The organism is Alphaproteobacteria bacterium US3C007, from assembly GCA_034423775.1.
GTDB lineage: Bacteria > Pseudomonadota > Alphaproteobacteria > Rhodobacterales > Rhodobacteraceae > Thalassovivens > Thalassovivens spotae.
The window spans coordinates 2,912,625-2,937,357 of record CP139918.1 but is presented as its reverse complement, the minus strand read 5'-3'; the positions used below and the strand labels follow the sequence as shown (position 1 = coordinate 2,937,357).

Here is a 24,733-nt window from a genome sequence, read left to right as displayed (position 1 = left end):
TTAAACGAGGTTGCAACGTCACCTAACGTCACATTTTTTTCAGCCGCATAAGCCCGCACGCTTGGTGATGCCTGAATCTCCATTGAATTACTCTACCAACTGGCTGATATATATTGGGTTTCCATAAACTCATGCATGCCTTCATGCCCCCCCTCGCGGCCGAGACCAGATTGCTTTGTGCCGCCAAAAGGCGCAGCTGGGTCAGATACCAACCCGCGGTTCAAGCCGACCATTCCATAATCCAGCCGTTCACAAACTTGCAAAGCCCGCTTCATATCTTCCGAGAACACATAGGCCACCAGTCCATATTCGGTATCATTGGCGCGGCGAATTACATCCTCTTGATCGTTGAAAACTTGAAGCGCAGCAACAGGCCCAAAAATTTCATCCCCCACGCAATCTGCAGTTTCTGGAACGCCCGACAATACGGTGGGCGGGTAGAAAAATCCTTTTCCCGTGGGTAACACGCCCCCAAGTTCCACTTTGGCGCCTTTTGCAACCGCGTCCTGCACGAATGCATCCACCTTATTGCGGGTATCTGAATTGACCAACGGGCCTACATCTATGCCTGCCTCTAAACCATTGCCGATTTTCAACTTCGCCATGGCAGATGTGAACTTTTCGGTAAAGGCTTGCGCAATACTTGAATGCACATAAATTCGATTTGCCGCGGTACAGGCCTCGCCCAAATTGCGCATTTTTGCCAGCATCACGCCTTCCACTGCCCCATCAAGATTAGCATCCTCAAAAACAATCGCAGGAGCATTCCCCCCCAATTCCATAGCCGGTTTCAAGACTTGGTCAGCGGCAGAATGAAGCAACTTACGCCCCACTTCAGTCGACCCTGTAAAACTGACTACCCGCACGCGCGGATCGTGTAACATGTGATCAACCAGCACGCCGGTGTTGCGGGATGGAAGAACGTTGACCACCCCTTTGGGCACCCCAGCTTCTTCTAAAAGCGGCATAAGCGCCAGCATTGTTAAAGGCGTTTCCGATGCCGGCTTTATAATGACCGCGCAACCGGCCGCCAAAGCAGGGGCAATTTTACGCGTTCCCATAGCCGCAGGGTAATTCCAAGGAGTCACCAAAACCGCAAGCCCGGCTGGCTTATGCTGCACAATGATCCGCGCCCCTGAAGCGGGTGCATGGGCAATCAGACCGTCTACGCGCACCGCCTCTTCGGCAAACCAGCGAAAAAACTCGGCAGCATAGGTGGCTTCTCCCATCGCATCGGCGTTTGCCTTGCCATTTTCTAGCGTAATTAAACGCGCAAATTCTGGCAATCGCGCCGTCATTAATTCCCAAGCTTTGCGCAAAACTTCCGAACGATCCCGCGGCGATCGTGCAGCCCATTCTTGCATGGCGGTGGAAGCCGCATTTAATGCCAAATCGGCATCAAAAACATCCGCAGAGGCAACCGATGCAATCACATCCTCTGTTGCAGGGTTCATCACATCAAAGCGCTGGGCGGATTGGCTTGGCACCCAATTCCCATCAATATAAAGGTCAGTTTGCATGACGATAGTCTCCATTTCCTTAAAGAAGCTGTCTCAAAGGATCCTCTAAACGCGCTGCAAAATCTGATATAAACGCCACAGCTGCGAAGTCAGACATGGCATTGGCAGAAAATTCAAAGGATATGAGATAATCCGTGGTTGTTTTATGGACGGTGATGCTGGGACAGCTCTGATCCAAGTGCAGAGCAGTAATAAAACTTTTACTCAGGGTTCGAATTATAAAATTGGGCGGATTTTGGGTATTGCATTGCACCGCGTGCGACAGGCGCTGCGTGTCTAAGTTTTCATAAACTCCAAGTGGCGTTAAAAGCTCTGCGACTTCAACGATCACCGCTGCATGCGGTTGATTTTGATTGCGCCAAGCAGCGGACGCAAAACTGGCCCAGACCAAATAGTCAGATATCTCAATATCCGCCTGCTCTTTTAACTTTGCTAGAAAGCTTTCTACACCAATGACGGGAATAGCCGCATTGATGCGCTTATTATTTCTTAAGATAGATTTTTCTGTGTTTCCTTGAGGCAAGTCATCAAAGCGTTCAAGATCAACGACGTGATACGGCTGGGCATATCCAGCCTTTGCCAAAAGGCTTAAATCTAAGTCATTTTCTAAGGCCAAACGCCGCGCTTTTGGTGAGGCCAAAATTTTCCCTGAACCTGCCACTACATCCGTTATTTGGCCTCCCGGTTGTTTAGGGCTGGGCTTTAAGACAGATGGCATTGCAACCGAGGTCGGTGTCTCGGCTGGAACTGTCATGGGCTTTGGAAGCGGCTGCTGAGGCGCTGCAACGCCCGAAGGTTTAACATTCGAGAGGGTCGCAATAATAGAACCTACCGGAACCTCTTGACCCGCGCCCACCAATAAATTGGCTACAAAGCCAGCTTTTCCCGCAGGCACTTCCATAGTGGCTTTATCCGTTTCTACTTCAAGCAGAATATCATCAACATCAATTTCCTCACCAACCTTTTTATGCCAGGCGATCACACGCCCGGTTTCCTGTGCCATACCAAGGGCTGGCATAACTATCTGCGATGTCACATCTATATTTGCAGAGATTGCCTCTGTTGATGTCGCACCATGCGGGGCAACCCCACTGGGCTTTTCTGTTGGGCTTATCTGCGTGCTTAACACCTCTTCAGGATCCAAAATCACAGCAACCACCTGCCCTACCGGCACACTCTCTCCGGCAGCTGCTTTTACATCGCTCAAGACGCCCTCGGCAGCTGCCTCAACTTCCATAACAGCTTTATCTGTTTCCACTTCCATCAAGGCATCACCCAGCGAAACCTGATCCCCTGGTTTTTTCAACCAAGATAGGATTACACCGGTTTCTTGTGCCATCCCCAAGGCGGGCATGATCACGTCATGCGGCATGGATCAACTCGCCTGAGCATAGTTTTCTTGCCATTTCAGCCACGCCGGCAGGGGTTGGAACCGTCAAATCTTCAAGCACTGGGGAAAACGGCACCGGCACATCCATTGCCCCCATCCGCATGACTGGAGCATCTAAATGATAGAATGCCTTTTCGGTCAGTCGGCTGGCAATTTCCCCGGTAATTCCATAGCTCTGATGGCCTTCATCTATCACGATTGCTCGGCTGTTTTTTTTCACTGAATTGATCAAGGTTTCTTCATCAAGCGGTACGATCGTGCGCGGATCAATCACCTCGGCGCTGATGCCCTGTTCTGCCAATATATCAGCGGCTTGTTCGGCGACTTGAACCATCGATGAGGTTGCGATCAGGGTGATATCATTGCCCGCTCGCTTTATATTTGCCACCCCAAACGGAATAAGAAACTCTTCCTCTGGCACCGGCGCCTTATCATTATACATGAGCTTATCTTCAAAGATCACCACCGGATTATTGTCGCGGATAGCGGTTTTCAAAAGCCCCTTCGCCTCATAGGCCGATGACGGAAGAGCCACTTTTAAGCCAGGAATGTGCGCCACCAAAGCATGTAAAGATTGACTATGCTGCGCAGCAGACCGACGGGTGGCGCCCAAATTGGTGCGTAGCACCAATGGTACATTGAGCTTGCCCCCCGACATATAATGGGTTTTTGCCGCTTGGTTGCATAATTGATCCATGATTAAAAATAGAAAATCGCCAAACATCAAATCTACGATTGGCCTGCTGCCCGTCATCGCAGCACCGACAGCTATGCCCATAAACCCGGGCTCAGCAATCGGAGTATCAACAATACGATCCGTCCCAAATTCTTCGACAAGACCAGAAAGTATTTTGAACGGAGTGCCCGCTTCAGCAACGTCTTCCCCAAGCAAAAAAATCGTTTCATCACGCCGCATCTCTTCGGCAATCGCCTCATTAACAGCCTTAGAAAGGGTGATTTCACGCATGCTCTTCTCCCATCTGCGGCGTGGCTGCAAAAACATGCAAACCCACCTCTGTTTCGCTGGGATAGGCGGCGTTCAAAGCATATTCCACCGCGTCTGAAGCCTCAGTTTTAATCTCCGATTGCAAGGCGTTTAACTCGTCTTCAGAAGCAATTCCTTGCGACGTTAACCAGGCCCCAAAATTTTTGATCGGGTCACGGTTGTTTTTCCACTCAGCTTCTTCTTCCTTTGAACGGTAATATTCTCGGTTAATATCGCCAACATGATGCCCATGATAGCGATAGGTCAACAGTTCCATAAAAAATGGGCCCTCGCCTTTCCGGCAGCGTTCAGCCAGGCGCTGCGTGCACTCATTCACCGCCAATACGTCTTGGCCATCCACCTGCAAGGCCTCAATTCCGAAAGCCTCTGCGCGCGCTGTGATATCGCCAGCCAGCGTTTCTTCAACCTTGGTGTATTCGCCATAGAGATTGTTTTCGCAGGCATAAATCACCGGAAGCTTCCACAGCGCAGCCATATTCATAACCTCATACATCAAGCCTTGCGCTGTAGCCCCATCACCAAAAAAACACACAACAATATCAGAAGTTCCTAAGCGCTTAGCCGACAAAGCAGCCCCCGTCGCGATGCCCATTGAGCCCCCCACAATGGCATTTGCTCCTAAATTGCCATTTGATTGGTCGGCAATATGCATCGATCCGCCCTTGCCACGGCAATAGCCCTCTTCTTTGCCCAAAAGTTCACAAAACATCAGCTTCAGATCCGCGCCTTTGGCCAGACAATGGCCGTGCCCACGATGGGTTGACGTGATCTTATCGCTGGTCGTTAATGCTTCACAGATCCCAACAGCTACCGCTTCTTGCCCTGAATACATATGCGTAAGACCTGGCATTTTGGCAGATAGATATAATTGATTTGCGTTATCTTCGAAGGCCCGAATACGCATCATCTGCATATACATTCGCATATATTCGGCAGAATTTGTTTGGTTTTTTTTAGACATTATATTCCATACTCATGATTTGAACTGCATGCGCAAACTACGCTACACCCCAAATTGTTTAATAGCGGTTGGCAATCGGCAGCTCTTCGGCAGGAAATAAACTAATCACTTCGCAGCCCGTATCCGTCACCACGACCTCTTCTTCGATACGTGCGGCTGAATAGCCGTCAGTGGCAGGACAATAGGTTTCAAGCGCAAACACCATGCCCGTTTTTATTTCCATTGGATGATCCATACTGACCGCCCTGCTGATAATAGGGCGCTCATGCAAGGCCAGACCAAGACCATGCCCAAATTGCAACCCAAAAGCCGCGTCTTCATTTGGAAAGCCCAAGCTTTCGGCCGTTGGCCAAACCTCGGCCACTTTATCTGTGCTCACGCCCGGCTTGATCATTTGAATCGACGCCTCGAGCCATTCACGCGCCTTGATATAGGCATCGTTTTGAGACGGCGTTGCTCGTCCAACATTGAAGGTTCTGTAATAACAGGTGCGATATCCCTGATAGCTTTGCAAAATATCGAAAAATGCCTGATCGCCAGGACGGATCAGTCGGTCTGTGAAATTATGAGGATGCGGATTACACCGTTCTCCTGAGATGGCATTGATCGCCTCGACATCATCAGAGCCCATTTCGTACAGCATTTTATTTGACAAGGCGACGATGTCATTTTCACGAACACCTGGTTTCAGTTCCTCATAGATCATATGGTAAACACCATCCACCATGCTCGCCGCTTGCGTGAGAAGTTGAATTTCATCCCAATTCTTGATCTCGCGCGCGGCCAGCATGATCTGTTGGCCATCAATCACATTAATGCCTTCTTCTTGAAGCGCGTGAAACATAGCCGTTTCCGCATAATCGACCCCAACGGGCATATCTGCCATACCTGCATCTTTGATCAATCCAGCGATTTGCTTGGCGTATTTCTTCATCAACCCAAACTCGGGCGGAATCGTCCCCCTCATACCAACCACACCGGCCAGACAATGATCTGGCTCCAACCAGTCAGAATATTTTTGGTGATGCACTGCAGCGGACCCAAAATCCCACACATAGGGGCTATCATCACCTGTTAAGAGGCAAAAACGGCACATTTTATCGCGTTCCCATTCGCCGATTTTAGTCGCCGAAACATAGCGGATATTGTTCACGTCAAAAAGTAATAGCGTGCCCGCATTCGAGGCTTTCAAAGCTTGGCGCGTGCGACTTAGGCGGTAGCGACGCAACCGATCATGATCAACGCGCCGTTCAAAATCAACCGATGTGTGCCCCCAGGCTGGTAAACGACCCTCCCAACGCCAATTTGGTTCAAGATCAGCTGGCGTTAACACGTTAGGATGTAAGGCATTGGGCGTGGTCATTTAATATCTCCTCGAGCAGCTCGAATTTGGATTTTCATGGGATCAGTAATGCCCGTTTTCGCGCATGAGGCGATCGGCACGGTTTTGTGAATTTTGTAGCGCTGTCGCAAGCGTTTTGTCTCCCAGCAAAGCATCATGCATTTCTTCTCCTATCATCGCAATTAAGCGCGTAATTTCAGGCACTGGCGGGCGTGGCCACATTTGCAAAACCCCAGTTCGCGCCATCTCATCCACAATCGAAATCAACGGTGAGATCTTTTGAACTTCAGGGTCCTGACTGACGCTAAACCGCGGGCTTACCAAGCTTCCGTTCTCTATATAAAGTTTGACGGTTTGTGCTGATGTAAGCGATGTCAAAGCTGTCCAAATTGGATCAAACCGCGCTGGGTCAACATTTGCAGGAATGGCCAGCGCGTATCCTCCGATTGGCGCAATAGACCGTCCCTTTGGGCCTGCCGGCAGCGGTAGATATTCTGTTTTTTCAAACGCTGGCGATGCTGTATCAAGTTCAAATAATGGTGCGAGCAACGTCGCGCAATGCGCCATGGCGCAATTGCCTTCAGCATATGAAACCGCGCGGTCAAACCAAGACATGTTTAAAATGCCACGCGGCGAATAATCGATGAGTTCTTTGAAATACTCCGCCGCCTCCCACGCCGCGTCGGAATCAAACATGGGCCGGAAATTCTCTCCTTCCACATGCTCTCCGTCAAACCCATCTGCAGAAGGAGATAAATTTAAAACAGGTTGTCCAAAGGCGGCCATGACGAATAAAAAGGAATGTCCCAAAGGTGTGCCGCGTCCGGCATTCCAGGCCATTCCCGTCATCCCCTTGAATGGCGAATGGATTTTTTTGGCCGCAGAAAGCGTATCGGCAATTGTTAGAGGCGGGGTTAAGCCAAACTCCGCAAACACATCGCTGCGATAGACCAAGAGTTCAGGCGTTGTTTGAACCGGCAAACCATATTGCACCCCCTTATAGCGGGCGCTGGCCAAAGCTTTGGGATGAAAATCATGGGTGTCAAATCGCTCGGCCTTAATAAATGAATCCAACGGAAGAAAATGGCCCGCTTGAGCCATTTCACCAAACCAAGGCAAATCGCAGGCAACAATATCATATCTTGATTTGGCAAGGCTGGCATTTTCTAATATTTCCTCGCGCAAGCGATCAATCGACAAGGCGCGGCTTTTGATAGACAAACCGAAGATTTTTTCAAATTGTCGCTTTAAGGCCTGCATCGCCATGAAGGTCGGATCGGCATGTTCCAATAACCTGAGGTTACCGCTGAGCGGCAGCTTGACGCTCATTATCGAAGGCGGGGGTAAAACTTTTCCAGTGGAATAAGAGGATCCAAAATAATAATCAGACGCATCTTTTGAGCCCGTGAGTCCCCAGGTACTTTGCAACGCCGCCCGCGCCCGTCTGGCAAATTCTTGCCATTCACTCAACAGTTTTTCAGTCGGATGCAACGAAAATGACTTACCGCTGGATGTGCGCGGCCGGCGCAGCAAAAGCCCCCGTTTCTCAATTGCCTCAACCGCGCGAATGGCCGTGCCATAACTCATTCCAGAGGCACCGATTAAAGACGAGGTCGTAGATGTTTTACCCGAGAGATGATCCCGTAGAAGCGTTCCCAGAATGCGTGTTTCGCTATAGCCTTTCTTGATAGACAATGAGCGTTCCATTTCCATGTCAAATTGCTCAACAAAATCAAGAAAGCTTTCCAATTCTGCGTTTGCCACGCCAGATCTTGGCCGGATATCTGTTGTTTCATACGGCCCTTCCGGCGCGTCGCGATGCCGGCTGCGCGGATATGTTATGCGGCGAATAGTCGATTTTGATGACGGCATGGCGCACCCTCAGATTCCCGTTTACAGCTAGTCTGCAGGATACCATGTATAATTACCAAATTGGATTAATCCAATTTGGATATTTATGTCGGAGGCTTAAATGCGTTTTTGCGCGCGAGCAAATCCAATCGACGAATATCAACGTCAGAGAGTAATTGCTTGCGCCTCTCATGTCCTTCAAACAAACGGCTACCAGTTTGGAACATGATCACAACCATCAATAAAATACCTAAATAAAGCTGGATCATAAAGGCCGGCGTCACGTTGAAAACCAATCCTGTATTTAAGAAATTAACCGTTAACGTTCCAATCGCTGCCCCGACAACGCCGCCTTTGCCGCCAAGAATCGACACGCCGCCAATGAAAGCAGCCACTGTGCCGGCCAGTAAAAGATATTGTAAACCCAATGCCTGAGCCGTGCCCGAGCGCAAACCAATGATGCACCCTCCCAAGCCAGCGCATAACCCTGAAATAGCAAACACAATGATCATTGGGCGTTTCAAATCAATACCCGCAGCGATGGCTTCTTTGCGCGCCCCGCCGATCGCATAAATCTCGCGGCCATAGCGGGTAAAGGTCATAAACAAACCGACAACGATAAACATCGCAATCACCAAAAGACTGGCAGGTGAAAAATAAAGGAACATTTTGGTGGAGATAAAGTCGGGCACGCGGAAATCAGTCAACATCACTGTCTTCTCTTGCGCCGCAAATAATGCCACCCCGCGCAATAACATTAAGGTTCCAACCGTCAGAACGATCGCCCTTACCCGCAAATATGCAATAAAATAGCCCTGTATAGCGCCCACAAGCGTAGAGATAAGAATGGCAATCAACAAAGCGGTAACCGCCCCTAAACTATCTGTAAAACGCACGACAATAACCGCAGCCAAGGCCGCGTTAGAGCCAATCGACAAATCAATTTCACCGGCGATAATGCACAATGTCAGTGCCAGCCCCACAAGGCCTAACACTGCGAACCGTTCCATAATAGCATAGCCGGTTCGGTGCGTGGCGAAGAATTCATTCGTCAGCGCGAAATAAGAATAGACACAAATCGCCAATAAGACTGCAAACGCCAAATCAGGATTTTTAACGATCCAATATTTAATATTTTTCATAAGCCTATCCTATTCTTGCGACCGGCTGCCACGGCGCACAAGCGCAAACACCATAATTGAAAAAACAATCATCAAGCCAACGGCCAAAACCCTTGGGCCGGAATTAAACCCGTGCAGCACCATCATATTATCCACAGAAGAAATGAAAACTGCGCCCAAACTCGACCGAATGGTTGATCCATACCCCCCCATAATGGAATTGCCCCCCACCATGACCGTCGCGATCACCATAATCGTCATATCCCCGCTCGACCCAAATTCAGATGAAAAGTAATTCACTTGAGCGCTTGAGACTTGCGCCGAAAATGCGATGGCCACAAAAGCCGCGCAGACTGATGCAATGGTACAAGTCTTAATAGCCATACCAAAATTTTCATGCCCCGTAGCACGTCCCGCCGCGCGGTTGGCACCAATCAAATACACCTGCCGACCAAAATTTGTGAACCTTAGAGTTAACTCGGCTACAATCGCTATGAGAATAAAGGCAATGGTTATATTGGGAAGGCCCAAGAAAGATCCTGTACCAAGCCATTCTGCCCCGTGCGGTCGACGAAAAGACACAACCAGATTGTCGCTCCAATAGGCACCAAGACCATATAGCAATCCAGCGGCTCCAAGCGTCACAACAATCGGATTTCCGCCAAGACCGATTAGCACGCCCTGCGCGCTGCCCGTCAGAATCGCAATAACCATTGTAAACAAAAAGGAAATTTCAAACCCGTAGCCTGCCGACATCGAAGTTGCAAAAGCAATGATGCTAAGCGCAGCGGTTTCTTTGAGCGACAACAGGAAAAAATTCCCCGATAGAGTTACAAAGGTCAACCCAATCGCCATGATGCCCACCAAAGCGGCATCTCTCACGATTGTTTTAAGGTTAAAAACAGTCAAAAAGTTTGGCGCTGTTGCCATGCCAACAACGAAGATAACAAGAAAAAGTGCCACTAGAGCGACCACCAACCCAGAATAATTCTGAACCAAACCCTCAAACTTTGCGGTCATACCACGAGAAGCGCTGCGCATTAGGACACCACCTTTATCTGCTTGTCTTCATCCCTAAAAGGATGGGTTATTTGTTGCAAAACATTGGTGGGTGTGATGTCGTTTAACGCCAATTCACCCACCTGCATCCCGCGATAAAAACTAATCACTCGATCTGCCAGACCGGTAACCTCTTGAATATCCGTAGATGCGAAAACAACCGCAGCGCCATCATTTGCCAAATCGCGCAGCTTTGCATAAATCTCGGCGCGGGCACCCACATCCACGCCGCGTGTCGGCTCATTCACCAAGATAATTTTAGGCTCGATCGCCAGCCATTTCCCCAATGCGACTTTTTGCTGATTTCCCCCGGATAGAACGCCTGCTTCATTATCAAGCCGGGTCACATCTACGGTAAATTTTGTACCATTTGATAGGGCGAGATCGCGTTCGGCTTTCAAATCAATTATGCCGCGCTTTGAAATCGCCCCCAAAGCGGGCGAGGTCAGGTTTTCTATTATCGGACGTCCAAGAAACAAACCATCCAGTTTTCGATCATCCGAGCAATATGCGATGCCGCGGGCGATTGCCTCTTTTGGCGATTTGGCCAGAAAGCTTTCGCCATTATAAATAATGCGCCCGCTGCGCGATTGTCGCGCGCCTGAGATCGCAGCTAGAACATCGCCTGACCCAGATCCAAGCTGCCCCGCCAAGCCCAAGATTTCTCCAGGATATACGGCGAAGGTAAACGGCTCTAAAGTCCCATCGGGCCAAACATCGCGAACCTCCAACAGGGGCTTTGTGCGCAGAATTTCGGGGTGGGCAGGAAACATGTTTGCAAGCTCGCGGCCCAACATCAATTCCACCAAGGAGGGCACATCAAGCTCTTTTGCCGTGCGCGCTTCTTGGCTTTGACCGTCGCGCAAGACGGTAATCCGATCACAAATTTTGAAGATTTCATCCATGCGGTGGCTGACGTAGATAATCGACTTACCGCGTTGGGCCAACCGCTGAACCATCGCAAGAATACGAATGGAATCGCTTTCTCCCAACGCCGCCGTTGGTTCATCTAAGATTAAAATCTGCGGCTGTTGCGCAAGCAATCGCGCCACTTCAACCAATTGCTGTTCCCCAACAGACAAGCGTTCAACGGGTATATAAGGATCTACATCTTCAAGCCCAACCTCTTTAAGAAACGGGCTTGCTTTGCGCGCCAAACTGCTTTTGGTGGCAAAAATCGGAGCGTGCTCTCCAGAAATAAAAACGTTTTCAGCCACGCTCATTGCCGGTATCAAGCTCAGCTCTTGTTGTGCGATGGCGACCCCTGCCCGCTCAGCTTTAAGGGGGCTTGAAAACCGTTGGCTTTCCCCGTTCAGGCTAAAATCACCAGTATATCCATCGTCAAATCCACTGATGATTTTTACCAAAGTTGATTTGCCGGCCCCGTTTTCGCCAACCAAACCCATTATTTCGCCGGCGCCGATTTCGAAATCAACAGCCTTTAAGGCCTGAATTGCGCCAAATGAGCGTGAAACACCGGATAATTTCAATAATGCGGTCATTTATTTATTCCGTTTAAAATGGATATCTCTGCCGGATTTTTGCCGGCAGAGATACAGTTTTGGGGCTGTTAGTCTGCCCAAGCGCCCGAGCATAGCTCTTCGATTGTATAGAGCTTACCATCATAACCACGCAGCGCCGTCGTTTCGATAGTATCTTTGGTCACTGAGGGGTTTGGCGTGAAATTAATGTAATTGGCCAATTTACCTGTGTTCAGGTATTCTTCTACCATTTTGATCGCCAATTGCCCTTCATGAAGCGGAGATTGCAGCGTTGTTCCAAACTGCTTGCCTTCTTCGATCAGCTGTTTGTCACCATTACAGACCGTTCCAACAGCAATCACATCTTTGCCCATGACCATGCCAGCTTCTTCCAAAGCCTTGATACCGCCTGTCAAGATCGCATCATCCATTCCATAAACGAAATCAATACTTTGCCCTTGCAACGCCGCGATCATTTTCGCCGCGCCTTTATAGCCATTTGCTTGACCAAAGCCTTCATCCACATCGCCGATGATTTTCAAATCTGAGCCAGCGATGGCTTCTTTGAAGGCATTGATAGACAGGCCATAGCCGCCATAAGAATGGGGGTATGACAAGGCAAGAACATTGAAGCCTGTCCCACCCGCTGCTTTTTTCGCTGCCGCTGCTTCACGCATCATATAACCGGCATTGCGCGCGCGCAAACGATCATCTGGACCTGCATATCCAAAAATATACTGTTTGTCCTGCTCGTTTGGCAGCTGGTTTATTTTCAAAACAGGTATGCCGGTTTTGGCCAAAGCGCGTAGCGAACCCAAACCTGCTACTGCATCAGAAGGCCACCAGATGAACACATCAGGCAATTGGCCCGTTGCCAAAACCTGTTGCACTTGTTGATCCTGTTCAGCTTGGTTGTATTGGTTTTCATATACTTTAATATCGAAGCCTTTTAGAGCTGCGGTTTCTTTAATCCCTTTAATGAAACGGCCAACATAAGCCTCCCCTGCGGGTCCGTTAAAAGAAACAATGGATGCAGCCAGCACTGATGTGGCCATGCCGCCCAGTGCGACGCTTGCCGCAACTGCAACCCCGGCCACCTTATTCAAATAAGACATGTTCGTCCTCCCTAAATGTTTTGCTACTTTCGCAGCTCTTTCAAACCAACAGCCAAAAGCCAAAATTCAGAACCATTAATTAGTCCAGTATGGATCAATTAAATTCATTTTGGATGCATTCGAATTTTGCACCGTGAAATCTTTTGACAATGATGGATCGGTAATTGGAACCGATTAGTAAATAATAAAAGTGCACTGGGAGGCTTTTACCATGGACCCGCAAAGATTAGCAGGAAAAAACATATTAATTACCGGCGCAGCACGCGGCATGGGCGCAACCAACGCGGAACATTTTGCGCAACAGGGCGCAAATGTTTGCCTCGGAGATTTAGACATCGATTTAGCCAATAAAATGGCAGAAACCATCAATGCGCGCGGCAATGGAAAAGCGATTGCAGTTCAAATGGATGTTACCAAACGCGAAGACAACGCGGCTGCCGTGGCCGCCACTGTGGATGCTTTTGGCATGATCAATATCGGCCTGTTCAACGCAGGTCTTAATAAGCCACGGTTTTTTATGGATATTGATGAAGACAATTGGGATATGATCATGTCGGTCAACACAAAGGCGATGTGGCTTGGCATGCAAGAAACAGCGCGCCAAATGATTAAACAGGGTCCGCAAGAACACGTATATAAACTGATCAATGTTGGCAGCATTGCCTCCCGTAAGCCTTTGGTGGATGTGACCGTCTATTGCACTTCAAAATACGGATGTTTGGCGTTAACGCATTGCGGTGCCGTCGCGTTGGCGGAACATAATATTACCGTGAACGGGTATGCTCCCGGCGTGGTTGTTACGCCGCTTTGGGAACAGCTTGACAAAGATTTAGTTGAAATTGGCTTCAAAGAGCGGGCGGGGCAAGCTTACGAAGATATCACCAATAATGAGCTTGTGATCAAACGCGTCTCCTACCCCGATGATGTAAAAGGCACAGCGGCATTTTTGGCCAGCCATGACAGCGATTATATGACCGGTCAAATGCTGCATATCGATGGCGGTTGGTGCATCCAATAAAAATGCAGTTGAGCCGATAATTGAAAGTGGCAGACTATGAAATTAGGGATGGCGGGCCTGGGCCGCATGGGCGTTCCCATGGCCAAAAATCTGATCAATGCTGGTTTCGATATTCAAGTCTGGAACCGCAACCCTGAGCGCAGCGCATCTTTTGCGACTGAAATGCAGTGCCAGATCGCTCAAACACCAGAAGCCTTAGCCTCTACCTGCGATATCGTTATTACAATGCTTGCCGATGATGCCGCCTCTCAAGACGTCTATCTGGGCGAGGCGGGCTTATTAAAAGGCAAAAAAGCCATGGTGTTCATTGAGATGAGCACTGTCAGCCCGAATTGGATCAACCGATTACAAAGCCAATCAAGCCGTGCTGCTATCATAGACGCGCCGGTTTCCGGCGCCACCCATGCCGCTCAAGCGGGCAAATTGATGATTATGGTGGGTGGGTCAGAGGAAATAGCGCAGCCTTTGTTGCCAATTTTTGACGCTTTGGGCGAAAAAACGATCATCCTTGGCAAGCAATCTGCAGGTGCGACGATGAAGCTTGCGATCAATTCGGTGATACACAGCTTGAATCAGGCCGCCGCAGAATCGCTTAACCTCGCCCAAGCCGCAGGTATTGAGCTTCCCTTGGCTTATGAAGCGTTGGAATCTTCGGCTGCTTGCGCGCCCATGTTACGCTATCGCAAACCACTTTATTTGGATGAGCGGGCGCATCAAGTTACGTTCACCGTTGGCTTAGCAGCCAAGGATGTCGATCTTGCCACACGCTTGGCGCGGAGCTTGGATGTTCAAATGCCGCAAGCAGAATTGAACTTAGGTATTTTGAATCAGGCCAGCCAAAACGGCTATGCCAACCGCGATATGGCCTCAGTAATCAGCTATCTGAAAAAGGAACACACATGAAGGCGGTTTTATTCGTAGGGGGCTGGCAAGGCCATAAGCCAACTGATTTTGCACAATGGTGCTCTGACTTGTTGATGGCGGACGGATATGTCGTTGAAATCTACGATACGCTCGTGCCTCTAGAGCAGCCCGAAACCTTATCTGATGTGAATGTCATCATACCCATTTGGTCAAGCGCGCGATCTTCTCATCAGCCCGAATTTGGGAATATGACAAAAAAACAGGAGGATGGACTACTAAAATTGGTTGCCTCGGGCTGCGGCTTAGCCGGATGGCATGGTCATATGGGGGATGCCTTCCGCGATCGCCCAACCTATCACTTTTTGATCGGGGGGCAATTTGTCGCCCATCCTCCAGGTTGGCCCGATAATCCTATTCCATCGGATGATTTCGTTTCTTATGACGTGACCATAACCCGGCCCAATGACCCGATCGTAAAAGGTATCAAAAGTTTCGAGCTCGTTTCCGAACAGTATTTTATGTTAACCGATGCCTCAAATGAAGTGTTGGCGACCACGACTTTTTCAGGCGTTCATTTATGGTGGATCGAAGGCACTGTCGTGCCAGTAATTTGGAAACGCAGATGGGATAAGGGACGCATTTTCTATTGTTCAATCGGGCACCGCCTTGAGGATTTGAAAGTGCCAGATGTGACAGAAATCGTAAAACGTGGAATTTCTTGGGCTGCTCGAAAACTTGATGATTGATGCTTTATGGAAACAGGAAAACTATAAGGTCGCCGTTAAAACAGTTTCTAATACCATAGAGAACGCGTGTTATCGTCTGATCTTCTCTTCGGCCAAAACACATCATTTGGAGAAATAGCGGATTTATGATACAATATCTTGGGGCGGCACACCTCCCATGCAAGCCCCAACAAACTGCCCGGGCATCAAAGTTTCCTCATGGCTTCGATGCACGGGCTTTTTCTTTAATTTTAAATTGAGTTTTTGCCGCAAACAGCCAGACGGATCAATAAAGTTTGGATACGCAAGAATGCTAGGCTGTAGTATGTCGGCGTAACTAAATTTCAGAGGTAATTAAACTGCGCCAACCAAGTTGGGATTTACTGGCGCTGAAGAAGATACTTTTCTTTCTTGGACAACTTCATCGTAGTACGCCTTTGCAACGTCACGAATGTCGCCACGGGCCAACCCAATATCTGACAACTCATAATCACTCAGCTTACTCAATTCGTTGAAAGTGACTTTGCTTACCTTGTTAGCAACATGCCGTGTTTGCCAGCCACCGAATACGTCTACAAATAATCCAAACATCTCAATCTCCATCGTTTGACTTGAGCGTCAGATAGTCCCCTTCCTTATCACTCACATCCCCCAAAGTTAGAATTGCCGCTATGCAGCATTTGCAACTCTAGGAACTCCCAAAAATGAACAAACAAAATGACAAACGTCTTAAGGGCGTTGGTGGTGCTATAGGTAATAGCCCCAAGAAAAGAACGAGAAAGCACCCTTGGCATATTCCTTGGCGAACAAACTGCCTGATGTGTCAAAGTCCAGTCTATCACGATGGTCAGATTTACTGGTCACTATGCTTAAGCCACCTGCAAGAGACAGACCTGGGGCTATTCCGCAAGCGACCTGAACCTGTAGCTATGGATTATAGCTGATGGGTGTTTGTTTTCACTGTGAGAGGCCATATGAAGCCCATAGAAGCACTCAGAAGTTCTGTAGCGACACATGCAGAGTCCAAATAGATGTACTCAGAATGCCTCTGAAAGCCCATACGAGCGTCGAGAGAATCTAGAACACTGGGATAGGGTAAATTACGCTTATGAACTTCACCTTAAGCACCCTGTTCTAGAGAGAGATAATTGGCTTCAGGAGTACATAGACAACCCAACAACCAAGAAAATTACCTGTAACCCTGACCTTCTTAGAAGCCCTAACCCCATTATTGCAAAGATCTGTAACAGATATACTCAGTACAAGGTTGGGGTGAATATCAGGGATTATTATGAACTCTCACGTAGCTGATTCTTCCTACCAAGCAGTTAACAACCGCTCTAACTGAATAGGTGAAAGGCTATCGTGGGTTATTTTCCATGTAGAAAACAAATAAATATGTGTCGCTATCGTGTGTGGTTAACATGTGTGGTGAGAAACAAATATCACCCAACCAAACACATGTAATTAAACGATTTTATTATTAATTAAGATGATGGCGGAGGAGGTGTCCCCCTGCATCTAACTTATTTGAGTATATATAAGCTCATATGTAGTCATATGAACACCTTGTTTAGCCTTTAAGTATCTGTTATTAAGTGTTATATTTCAGGTAATCTGACACATACCGTATCACGGCGTCTCAGCCAATCTCAATTTTTATGATGGGTAGGATATTGGGTAATGCCAAAGATCGCAAAAGAACTGTCTGCGCTTGAAGTTTCGCGCCTTAACAAAACTGGATTTAACGCTGTCGGCGTCGTTCCAGGACTTGGATTACAAATCCGAGGGCAAGCGCGCTCTTGGATATTGCGGGTTAAGATCGCTGATAAGGTTAGAGATATTGGCTTAGGTGGTTATCCAGGAGTTACGCTGGCAATGGCACGCGAAGCTGCTCGGCGACTACGAAGCAAGATTGCAGCTGGGATCGATCCGATCCAGGAGCGCAAAGTTCGTAACGATGAGTTGAGAGCAGCGCAGCGAAAGCGTTTGCTATTTGTAGATGCCTTTCGTCGATTTCTGGAAGACAAGCAAACTGAATGGGGCAATGCCAAACATCGCCAACAGTGGGAAAATACTCTTCGAGTACATGCTCTGCCAGTCTTGGGTAATCTCGCAGTGGACGACATCGAATTGGCCCATGTCTTGGAGGTTCTTAAGCCTATTTGGCACAAAACGCCCGAGACGGCTAAACGCACACGTGGCAGGATAGAAAAGGTTTTAGACTGGGCTAAGGTGCATGGACACCGAGATGGCGAAAACCCTGCACGATGGCAGGGTAATTTGGAAAACGCGCTACCTTCCATTTCAAAAATCCGCGTCGTGAAACACCACCCAGCGCTGCCCTACCCTGAGATAGCTGGCTTTATTAAGCGACTGCGAGCGCGCAAAGGCACGGCAGCAATTGCTTTAGAGTTCCTCATCCTGACATCAGCACGCTCAGGAGAAGTTCGTGGTGCGAGGTGGCAAGAATTTGATCTGAAAAAGCGCGAGTGGGTAATTCCCGCGGAACGAATGAAAGCGCGAAAAGAGCATCGCGTCCCGCTCTCAGATCGTGCAGTCGAAATTCTTACGAAAATCCCAAAGGGCCAAAGTGATGAAATCGTGTTTAAAGCAGCGCAAGGTGGGGTTTTGTCTGACATGACACTTGGTGCAGTTCTGAAGCGCATGGAAGTGCCAGTCACGACTCATGGTTTCAGAAGCACTTTCCGAGACTGGGCTGGCGAAACGACAGCATTCCCGAGAGAGGTCATTGAGCACGCGCTTGCGCATCAACTCAAGGATAAGGCGGAAGCCGCATATGCAAGAGGAACGCTGATGGAAAAACGCCGAAAGTTAATGGCTGCTTGGGCAGAATATTGCGAACGAGCCATCGATGCTCCGGGCGCTGTCATCCAGATACGTTCATCGCATTAAGGGATTGAAGATTTTTTCGAAAACTTCCGTTAAGCACAATATTTAGTCAACCCAAAAATACTGAATACTTCATATTGACATTTTCTGGGTCTATCTGGCACAATACAGATAGGCAAATAAATGGGCGCTTTGCTGCACACCCATTCCTACCGCATCGCGGAATTAGCCAAGCTGACCAGATAATGCTGGAGCTTAGCAAGCTTGCCTTCCCACAGTTGAACTAAATTGGAGGCCATGAAAATGGACCAAAACCTAAATAAATTGGGTGTGCAATTGGATTGTATTCGAACTTTTGATGCACTTCCAAATGACGCTCTGGTTGACCTAAAAATGGTAAGCTCGCTCGCATCACGAAGTCGATCTTCAATCTACCGCGACATACAACTGGGCTACTTCGTGAAGCCCCTGCGTATAGGCAAGAGCTCAAGCCGGTGGCGCGTTGAAGATGTTCGCGCCTACCTTAACGGCAACTAAGCCCTAATAGTAACCACTACATTCGGACACAGAAGCTGAACGTCACTTTAGTGGCCTCAATTTGTGTTGCCTACCAAAAGGAACAGATGAATGGACCAGCATGTCAAAAACTCGCCAATGGCCCCAGACTTAGAGATGGCCAAGCGCTTTCTCCAACTCTTGGACCCAAAGGCTACCGCATTCACCTTTCAAACGTTGGATGATAATCACGATCGTAAGTCTGCTAAATTGAAAAAAGTGCTTCATGGAAGCCTTGAAAAGCATTGGCAAACTCTAACATCACTTTCCAAACAGGGTGCTGGGGTCTTTGTCACAATAAACGAAACTGATTTTAGTGGACGTAAAGAGGCCAATATAAAACGCGTCCGAGCGATTTTTGTTGATACGGATGGGGCTCCTCAAGAGCCAATTGATGAATATTCGCCACACATTGTCGTAGAGACAAGTCCTGGCCGCTATCACAACTATTGGCTTGTCAAAGATTGTCCGCTCGCTGAGTTTAAAGAAGCGCAAATTCAGATGATTGAAGCTTGGGATACTGACAAATCAATCAATGACTTAACCCGCATCATGCGTTTACCTGGCTTCCCCCACCAAAAGGTGAATAAGAAAAAGGGGCTAATCGGTACGCCATTTTTAGTGACTATAGTGAATTCACCAGGGCTACAGATTACTCCTGATCAATGGATCGATCGTAAACCAATTATTCAACAAATTGCGCAATCAAATTGTGCATTGGGAGCGTCACCGGCGAAACCACTAAACGTGACCATTAGAGACAAAGATTGGCAACTAGGACCACGCCCGCCCCATGTTCATTCGCCCCTAGATATCAACATATTTACAGCAGACAAAATGCTGCGCGTCCAAGAATGCCTTCCATACATTGACCCGCGAACTCGCCACAATTGGTTCGATGTGACCAGTATTCTTGCCACAGAATTGGGTGAAGGAGGTCGCCAAATTGCACATCAATGGGCTTCGGGTGAACTCTATGCAGCATGTAATCAAACTAGCATGTCACTGACGCCTGAAATCTGTAGTTATTGCTTCGACGACACCGAGCAACGTTACCATGAAGCGCTTAAACGCGACGCATCGCGAGACCAAAATAGTAAAAAAACACTCGGCTCTCTGTTCTACATGGCTCGTGAGGGGGGAATGTCCGTTGCGGATGAAAATAGCGCACAGAAAGCGCGCTCAATTCAAGGCGAGGCTGTACAACTCAAGGAAACAGAACCGGACGGTAAAAAGACCGTAGGAGCCCTAAACACAAAATCCTGGCTGACCGAGTTAAACAGCAAATATGCGTGGGTTGAAAAGCAACAAAGCATCTACCGCTTTGAGTTTGAAGACTTCATTGAGCCGAGCAAACTGCACCTTCAATACCAAAATGATCTTGTAAGCGTTGGCTCCGAAGACAAGCCAAAGGTTATACCTAAATCAAAAGCTTGGATGGGTCACCGTGACCGCCGTTCACATCGTGACATTGTGTTTGATCCAACGGAAGGTGAAATTACTTCTCGTAATGCAATTAACTTGTGGACCGGCCTTGAGAAAAAACCGGCAAAAGGAGATATCAGTCCTTTCCTAAAGCTTTCAGAGCACATGTTTCCCAACGCCTCAGAGCGAGATTATGTAATGCGGTGGCTTGCGTTCAAGCTTAAATATCCAGGTAACAAAATGAACACCGCTTTACTGGTCTGGAGCCGTAACCAAGGTGTCGGTAAGAACCTACTCTTTGAATGTATCAGGGATATTATTGGATCTAATCACTCCCAAACGATCACGCAAAGCGATTTGAAGCGCGACTTTAATGGTTGGCTAAAGAACAAGGTACTCGTCATTGGCGATGAAGTTTTGACATCTGACCGGCGTGTTGAAACTGATCAGCTTAAGGTCTTAATCACTGGTACGAGCGTAACCATTAACGAAAAGCACCAACCTGAATATTCAGTCGAAAACTTTGCAAGCTTTGTCTTTTTGTCAAACCATGATGATGCAATTCACATCGATAAAGAGGACCGTCGTTTTTTCGTTCATGAGGTCACCGCACAGCCCCTTGAGCAAAGCTTTTATCGAAGTTTTGTTGAATGGCGAGACAATGGCGGCCTTGAAGCCTTGCTTTATCATCTGCTCAATAATGTCGACCTCGATGAGTTTCTGCCAACTGCCCAAGCGCCGCTTACAAGCTCTAAAGTGCAAATGATTGGAGAAAGCCTAAGCGCGTTGGAAGAATGGATGACGGACGTTATCTCAAATCCAGGCGATCTCGTTGGTTCCGAGGTTGCATCCAGTCAGCAACTTCTCGGTTTATACGTCGATCTGTATCCGACACAGAATCCATCACCGACCGCAGTTCGAAGGGCAGCTATCCGACTTGGTGCAAAATCTCTCAAACAAATCAGGACTACAAAGGGTAACAAAATCCGCGTCCTATCACTTAGCAACCACGATAAATGGGCCAGTTCTTCGGAAACCGAACTGGCAAAGGAAAATGCAAAATTAAGCCGAAAATATCGCTGATGTGCAAGCGGGATGTGTTTTGCCTCATTGCCTCACTTGCCTCAGTAAATCAAGAAAATCTACACATTGTTTGCTGCAGTGGTGCTTTAGCTTTGTTTTTTTCGAGTTGTTTGATTTTTACTGAGGCATCTGAGGCAAAGGCATATAAGCACCATCTTTTATTGCACAATTAGCTGCCTCACCTTGTTTGTAATGGTTCCATAAGTTGAGGCATTAACCTTAAATAAAACGTACACTTGGGATTCAAATTGCTCACATTTTGTTATATTATAACACTATGATGTGGGTGCGCGTTGCGCTCGATAAAAAATCACAACAGGAGGCAAAAATGGACGACTCATCACGAGACACTAAAAACTTCACCGACAGCCTTTTGTCAGCTCTGCTTTCGTACCAGCAAAGCCCAAACCGCCAAATTTTGCTCGATCGTGAGGAAGTTACAAAGCTTTCTCCACTACATGCGCGCTTACAAAAAGTGTTGGATACGATCTCTCTTAAAACGCAAGCTAATGGGCTGAGCCTGCTGGAGCTGCAAGTACGCATGAAAGGACGAAAAGGTGGCATGCCTCACGTGGGAGAACTTGCTGCCGCTTTCCGAAAACTCGGATGGATAAGGCGACGGCAGTGGTCGGCTAGTGAAGACGGATTTCGCGCTAAGTGGTATCCGAATTGAACAAACGCAACACACAAACATTGGGGACAAGAAAATGGCCAAATTACAACTTTCAGTGCACAGTGACTTGCGCGAAGAAGCTCAACCGCTAGTCGACGCATTGCAAAATGTGGCGGATTCTATCGAAGGCTATTACGGCTACATAATGGGCTGTCAGGACAAAATGGACGCGAACTATCAGGCAATGCTCTGGGGTGTTAATCATTTAGCAGGACTTGTTTCAAAACAACGCCCCAGCTATGGCTTTTGGTATAGCGATGAAAACGATGTTAAACTCAAAAAGTTTCTTTATGGAATACCGTTCCCGCCTGATACTCCATATAAATGAGCGACTGTAACATCGAAATTTGAATTCGTTCTCCTACGCGCACCTAGCTTGTCTGTTTTTAAAGTACACCATAACTGCAAGTTGGACGATCTGACGATCTAAGGGCTGGTTTTGAAATAACGGAAAGATAAAGGTTTAGGCATGGCCCAGACGCTAATATTCAGCACGCTGTCGGGCAAGGCGGTTTATTCTGACAGTGCCAACAATTGGAATGGTAAGGTCGGAAAATTCAGTCATTCGTTCAGGCGGCTGATCTATTCCATATCCCAAACGATCCGAAATCCATGATGGGGGGTTGCGCTATCCGGCGAGGTGCCGGAGCGCGCGGCGATCCGATAGCGATAGCAATAGGACTTGTGACACAAGAATGATCCTCCCTTTGACAGGCGATAGCCTTTCATGTCGGCAAGCCGTTGTTTCACGGCCTTTTTCAGGGATCTGATTGTGAAAGGATCGCCTGTCCATTCCCAGACATTCCCCACCATATTGTAAAGCCCGTACCCATTGGGGGCAAAAGATCTGGCCGGGCAAGTGTGGGCAAAACCATCGGCACCGGTGTTGTGCTTGGGAAACACACCTTGCCAGATATTGCAGGGCATGGTCTTTACGTCATCGGGCTCTGCGTCGCCCCAGGGGAATCTGACGTCGCCCAACCCGCCCCGCGCCGCGTGTTCCCACTCTGCCTCGGTTGGCAACCGGCCGCCGGCCCATTGGGCATAGGCCTGAGCGTCATGCCAGGACACCTGTGTCACCGGATGATCCGGATGCCAGGCCCCGGGATCGGCCCCGGGTCCATGAATGTTGCGCCAATTTGCCTCATCCACGGCGCGCCACCATTCGAGACCGGGGATGGGTTTGGGATCTGGCGTCCCGGCGGGCACATCGCTCCAGAACACAAAGGACCAGCCGAAACGCTCGGCTTCGGTCACATAGCCCGTTTCCGTGACAAAAACCTCAAACTGGGCGTTGGTGACTGTTGTTACACCCATCGCAAAGGCTTTGACTGTGACGCGGCGCAAGGGGCCTTCGCCGTCATCTTTGATCTGAGGCTGCGCGGTGCCAATCAATGCCCGGGCCGGCGGGATCTGAACCGTATTAAAGGCCTTGGGGCCCTTGGCGCGGAGAATGTATTGGGGCTGGCATGGCATTCCGGTGGAATGACGGCTGACCTGGCAACAGGGTTTGGGATCACTCATACTGTGTGGCTCCTCAGAATTTCGAATAACAGTCCAGGCCAAAAGCGTATCGGGACGGCGGAGGTGCGCATTATCGGGGTTATCGGATGGCTTGCCCCGTTTCATAATCAAACACATTCAACTGTGATAGGTTGAAACGAACTCGGAGGTTGTCTCCTTTGACTGGATGATCCAGCCCCCCGACACGGGCCAAAAGCCGGGCTTCGCCAATGCCAAGTCGCAGCAGCGCATCCGCGCCCAACAACTCGTCCAGCAGAACCCGCGCGTCATAGGCACCCGGCGCCCCGGCCTTACTGCCTGGCAGGACATCAATATGTTCCGGGCGCACACCAAGCCGGACACGGGCACGCGCACCCGTATCGACCGGCAGTTCCGGCAAAGCCAGACTGCCACAGGCGCTCCGCCAGCCCCCGGTATCGTCACGGGTCAAGTCAAGAAAGTTCATCGCCGGGCTGCCGATAAAGCCCGCCACAAATTCGTCGGCCGGTGTGTCATAGACCTCGCGCGGGGTGCCGACCTGGGCGACGACACCGCCATTCATAATCACGATCCGATCTGCAAGGGTCATGGCTTCAACCTGATCGTGCGTTACATAGACCGACGTGGCATTGAGCCGATCATGGAGTTCCTGCAACTCCATCCGCATTTTGACCCGCAGCTTTGCGTCAAGATTTGAGAGCGGTTCGTCAAACAGAAAGACTTTGGGGGTGCGCACGATGGCCCGCCCGATGGCAACGCGCTGACGCTGTCCGCCTGACAAGGCCGCCGGTTTGCGATCCATATATTCGGTCAAACCAAGCATCTCGGCCGTTTTCCCGACGCGCTCCCGAATTTCCGCGCCCGGAACCTTTTGCAGCTTCAAAGCCATGGCCATATTGTCAAACACGCTTTTATGCGGATAAAGCGCGTAATTCTGGAACACCATTGCAACGCCACGATCTTTGGGATCCACATCATTCATCCGATCCCCGCCAATCATGAGATCCCCGCTGGTGATGCTTTCTAACCCCGCGATCATGCGCAGCGTCGTGGATTTGCCACAGCCTGACGGTCCGAGCAGCACTAGGAACTCCCCCTCTTGAATGGTCAAATCGAATTGCTGAACCGCTTCGACGGCCCCATATTTTTTGCCAATTCTGTCGAGTTTCACTTCGGTCATTATCTGGG

21 protein-coding genes are annotated in these 24,733 nt (G+C 48.9%); 8 read left to right on the top strand and 13 right to left on the bottom strand.

Annotated features, from left to right (window positions below; genetic code table 11):
* Positions 1–92: 92 nt before the first annotated feature.
* The 10 genes from UM181_13955 to UM181_13910 form a co-directional block, all read right to left on the bottom strand.
* Positions 93–1,520 carry an NAD-dependent succinate-semialdehyde dehydrogenase gene (locus UM181_13955; GenBank protein ID WQC62409.1) on the bottom strand — a complete coding sequence of 476 codons (1,428 nt, stop codon included), beginning with the start codon at positions 1,518–1,520 and terminating at the stop codon, positions 93–95.
* Positions 1,521–1,539: 19 nt separating this feature from the next.
* Complete coding sequence (locus UM181_13950; protein ID WQC62408.1) at positions 1,540–2,892, bottom strand: biotin/lipoyl-containing protein; 1,353 nt, start codon at positions 2,890–2,892, stop codon at positions 1,540–1,542.
* Complete coding sequence (locus UM181_13945) at positions 2,882–3,877, bottom strand: alpha-ketoacid dehydrogenase subunit beta (GenBank protein ID WQC62407.1); 996 nt, start codon at positions 3,875–3,877, stop codon at positions 2,882–2,884. The genes UM181_13950 and UM181_13945 overlap by 11 nt, the downstream gene beginning before the upstream one ends.
* Complete coding sequence (locus tag UM181_13940) at positions 3,870–4,877, bottom strand: thiamine pyrophosphate-dependent dehydrogenase E1 component subunit alpha (GenBank protein WQC62406.1); 1,008 nt, start codon at positions 4,875–4,877, stop codon at positions 3,870–3,872. Before UM181_13940 ends, UM181_13945 begins: the two co-directional genes overlap by 8 nt.
* A gap of 58 nt (positions 4,878–4,935) precedes the next feature.
* Positions 4,936–6,240 carry a Xaa-Pro peptidase family protein gene (locus UM181_13935; protein WQC62405.1) on the bottom strand — a complete coding sequence of 435 codons (1,305 nt, stop codon included), beginning with the start codon at positions 6,238–6,240 and terminating at the stop codon, positions 4,936–4,938.
* A gap of 42 nt (positions 6,241–6,282) precedes the next feature.
* Complete coding sequence (locus UM181_13930; GenBank protein ID WQC62404.1) at positions 6,283–8,091, bottom strand: extracellular solute-binding protein; 1,809 nt, start codon at positions 8,089–8,091, stop codon at positions 6,283–6,285.
* Between the two features lie 83 nt (positions 8,092–8,174).
* Positions 8,175–9,212, bottom strand: a complete 1,038-nt coding sequence (locus tag UM181_13925; protein ID WQC62403.1) for an ABC transporter permease — start codon at positions 9,210–9,212, stop codon at positions 8,175–8,177.
* A gap of 9 nt (positions 9,213–9,221) precedes the next feature.
* Complete coding sequence (locus UM181_13920) at positions 9,222–10,232, bottom strand: ABC transporter permease (protein ID WQC62402.1); 1,011 nt, start codon at positions 10,230–10,232, stop codon at positions 9,222–9,224.
* On the bottom strand, positions 10,232–11,752 hold the full coding sequence (locus UM181_13915; protein ID WQC62401.1) for a sugar ABC transporter ATP-binding protein: 1,521 nt from the start codon (positions 11,750–11,752) through the stop codon (positions 10,232–10,234). Before UM181_13915 ends, UM181_13920 begins: the two co-directional genes overlap by 1 nt.
* 68 nt (positions 11,753–11,820) lie before the next feature.
* Entirely contained in the window at positions 11,821–12,846 is a 1,026-nt protein-coding gene (locus UM181_13910; protein ID WQC62400.1) for a substrate-binding domain-containing protein, read from the bottom strand.
* Positions 12,847–13,057: 211 nt separating this feature from the next.
* On the opposite strand from UM181_13910, the gene UM181_13905 reads away from it, so the two are divergent.
* From UM181_13905 to UM181_13895, 3 genes are read left to right on the top strand one after another with little or no spacing between them, the layout of a single operon-like run.
* The gene (locus UM181_13905) at positions 13,058–13,864 is read left to right on the top strand and encodes an SDR family oxidoreductase (protein WQC62399.1); all 807 of its coding nucleotides are present in this window, start codon (positions 13,058–13,060) and stop codon (positions 13,862–13,864) included.
* 36 nt (positions 13,865–13,900) lie between these two features.
* Positions 13,901–14,767, top strand: a complete 867-nt coding sequence (locus UM181_13900) for an NAD(P)-dependent oxidoreductase (protein ID WQC62398.1) — start codon at positions 13,901–13,903, stop codon at positions 14,765–14,767.
* Positions 14,764–15,474 (top strand): ThuA domain-containing protein, encoded by a 711-nt coding sequence (locus UM181_13895; protein WQC62397.1) that lies wholly within the window; start codon positions 14,764–14,766, stop codon positions 15,472–15,474. Before UM181_13900 ends, UM181_13895 begins: the two co-directional genes overlap by 4 nt.
* Before the next feature lie 333 nt (positions 15,475–15,807).
* Here the strand turns inward: UM181_13895 and UM181_13890 are convergent, their stop codons facing one another.
* Entirely contained in the window at positions 15,808–16,044 is a 237-nt protein-coding gene (locus UM181_13890) for a DUF1127 domain-containing protein (protein WQC62396.1), read from the bottom strand.
* A gap of 1,092 nt (positions 16,045–17,136) precedes the next feature.
* Between UM181_13890 and UM181_13885 the strand changes: the two genes are divergently transcribed.
* The 5 genes from UM181_13885 (at position 17,137) to UM181_13865 (ending at position 22,370) form a co-directional block, all read left to right on the top strand.
* Positions 17,137–18,369: an integrase arm-type DNA-binding domain-containing protein gene (locus tag UM181_13885; GenBank protein WQC62395.1), complete on the top strand. Its 1,233-nt coding sequence runs from the start codon at positions 17,137–17,139 to the stop codon at positions 18,367–18,369.
* Positions 18,370–18,603: 234 nt separating this feature from the next.
* Positions 18,604–18,843 (top strand): AlpA family phage regulatory protein, encoded by a 240-nt coding sequence (locus UM181_13880; protein WQC62394.1) that lies wholly within the window; start codon positions 18,604–18,606, stop codon positions 18,841–18,843.
* Positions 18,844–18,933: 90 nt separating this feature from the next.
* Positions 18,934–21,369, top strand: a complete 2,436-nt coding sequence (locus tag UM181_13875; protein WQC62393.1) for a DUF5906 domain-containing protein — start codon at positions 18,934–18,936, stop codon at positions 21,367–21,369.
* Between the two features lie 277 nt (positions 21,370–21,646).
* Positions 21,647–22,042, top strand: a complete 396-nt coding sequence (locus UM181_13870) for a hypothetical protein (protein ID WQC62392.1) — start codon at positions 21,647–21,649, stop codon at positions 22,040–22,042.
* A gap of 34 nt (positions 22,043–22,076) precedes the next feature.
* Positions 22,077–22,370, top strand: coding sequence for a hypothetical protein (locus UM181_13865; GenBank protein ID WQC62391.1), 294 nt, complete (start codon positions 22,077–22,079; stop codon positions 22,368–22,370).
* Between the two features lie 254 nt (positions 22,371–22,624).
* Here UM181_13865 and UM181_13860 read toward each other — a convergent pair whose 3' ends face one another.
* Positions 22,625–23,566 (bottom strand): formylglycine-generating enzyme family protein, encoded by a 942-nt coding sequence (locus UM181_13860; protein WQC62390.1) that lies wholly within the window; start codon positions 23,564–23,566, stop codon positions 22,625–22,627.
* Between the two features lie 79 nt (positions 23,567–23,645).
* A complete protein-coding gene (ugpC, locus tag UM181_13855) occupies positions 23,646–24,725 on the bottom strand; it encodes a sn-glycerol-3-phosphate ABC transporter ATP-binding protein UgpC (protein ID WQC62389.1) in 1,080 nt (359 codons plus the stop codon).
* Positions 24,726–24,733: the final 8 nt, after the last annotated feature.

What these genes read in the sequence shown, in the direction of transcription:
- UM181_13955 (WQC62409.1), bottom strand. Translation starts at nt 1,520, where the DNA reads ATGCAAACTGACCTTTATATTGATGGGAATTGGGTGCCAAGCCAATCC.
- UM181_13950 (WQC62408.1), bottom strand. Translation starts at nt 2,892, where the DNA reads ATGCCGCATGACGTGATCATGCCCGCCTTGGGGATGGCACAAGAAACC.
- UM181_13945 (WQC62407.1), bottom strand. Translation starts at nt 3,877, where the DNA reads ATGCGTGAAATCACCCTTTCTAAGGCTGTTAATGAGGCGATTGCCGAA.
- UM181_13940 (WQC62406.1), bottom strand. Translation starts at nt 4,877, where the DNA reads ATGTCTAAAAAAAACCAAACAAATTCTGCCGAATATATGCGAATGTAT.
- UM181_13935 (WQC62405.1), bottom strand. Translation starts at nt 6,240, where the DNA reads ATGACCACGCCCAATGCCTTACATCCTAACGTGTTAACGCCAGCTGAT.
- UM181_13930 (WQC62404.1), bottom strand. Translation starts at nt 8,091, where the DNA reads ATGCCGTCATCAAAATCGACTATTCGCCGCATAACATATCCGCGCAGC.
- UM181_13925 (WQC62403.1), bottom strand. Translation starts at nt 9,212, where the DNA reads ATGAAAAATATTAAATATTGGATCGTTAAAAATCCTGATTTGGCGTTT.
- UM181_13920 (WQC62402.1), bottom strand. Translation starts at nt 10,232, where the DNA reads ATGCGCAGCGCTTCTCGTGGTATGACCGCAAAGTTTGAGGGTTTGGTT.
- UM181_13915 (WQC62401.1), bottom strand. Translation starts at nt 11,752, where the DNA reads ATGACCGCATTATTGAAATTATCCGGTGTTTCACGCTCATTTGGCGCA.
- UM181_13910 (WQC62400.1), bottom strand. Translation starts at nt 12,846, where the DNA reads ATGTCTTATTTGAATAAGGTGGCCGGGGTTGCAGTTGCGGCAAGCGTC.
- UM181_13905 (WQC62399.1), top strand. Translation starts at nt 13,058, where the DNA reads ATGGACCCGCAAAGATTAGCAGGAAAAAACATATTAATTACCGGCGCA.
- UM181_13900 (WQC62398.1), top strand. Translation starts at nt 13,901, where the DNA reads ATGAAATTAGGGATGGCGGGCCTGGGCCGCATGGGCGTTCCCATGGCC.
- UM181_13895 (WQC62397.1), top strand. Translation starts at nt 14,764, where the DNA reads ATGAAGGCGGTTTTATTCGTAGGGGGCTGGCAAGGCCATAAGCCAACT.
- UM181_13890 (WQC62396.1), bottom strand. Translation starts at nt 16,044, where the DNA reads ATGTTTGGATTATTTGTAGACGTATTCGGTGGCTGGCAAACACGGCAT.
- UM181_13885 (WQC62395.1), top strand. Translation starts at nt 17,137, where the DNA reads ATGCCAAAGATCGCAAAAGAACTGTCTGCGCTTGAAGTTTCGCGCCTT.
- UM181_13880 (WQC62394.1), top strand. Translation starts at nt 18,604, where the DNA reads ATGAAAATGGACCAAAACCTAAATAAATTGGGTGTGCAATTGGATTGT.
- UM181_13875 (WQC62393.1), top strand. Translation starts at nt 18,934, where the DNA reads ATGGACCAGCATGTCAAAAACTCGCCAATGGCCCCAGACTTAGAGATG.
- UM181_13870 (WQC62392.1), top strand. Translation starts at nt 21,647, where the DNA reads ATGATGTGGGTGCGCGTTGCGCTCGATAAAAAATCACAACAGGAGGCA.
- UM181_13865 (WQC62391.1), top strand. Translation starts at nt 22,077, where the DNA reads ATGGCCAAATTACAACTTTCAGTGCACAGTGACTTGCGCGAAGAAGCT.
- UM181_13860 (WQC62390.1), bottom strand. Translation starts at nt 23,566, where the DNA reads ATGAGTGATCCCAAACCCTGTTGCCAGGTCAGCCGTCATTCCACCGGA.
- ugpC (WQC62389.1), bottom strand. Translation starts at nt 24,725, where the DNA reads ATGACCGAAGTGAAACTCGACAGAATTGGCAAAAAATATGGGGCCGTC.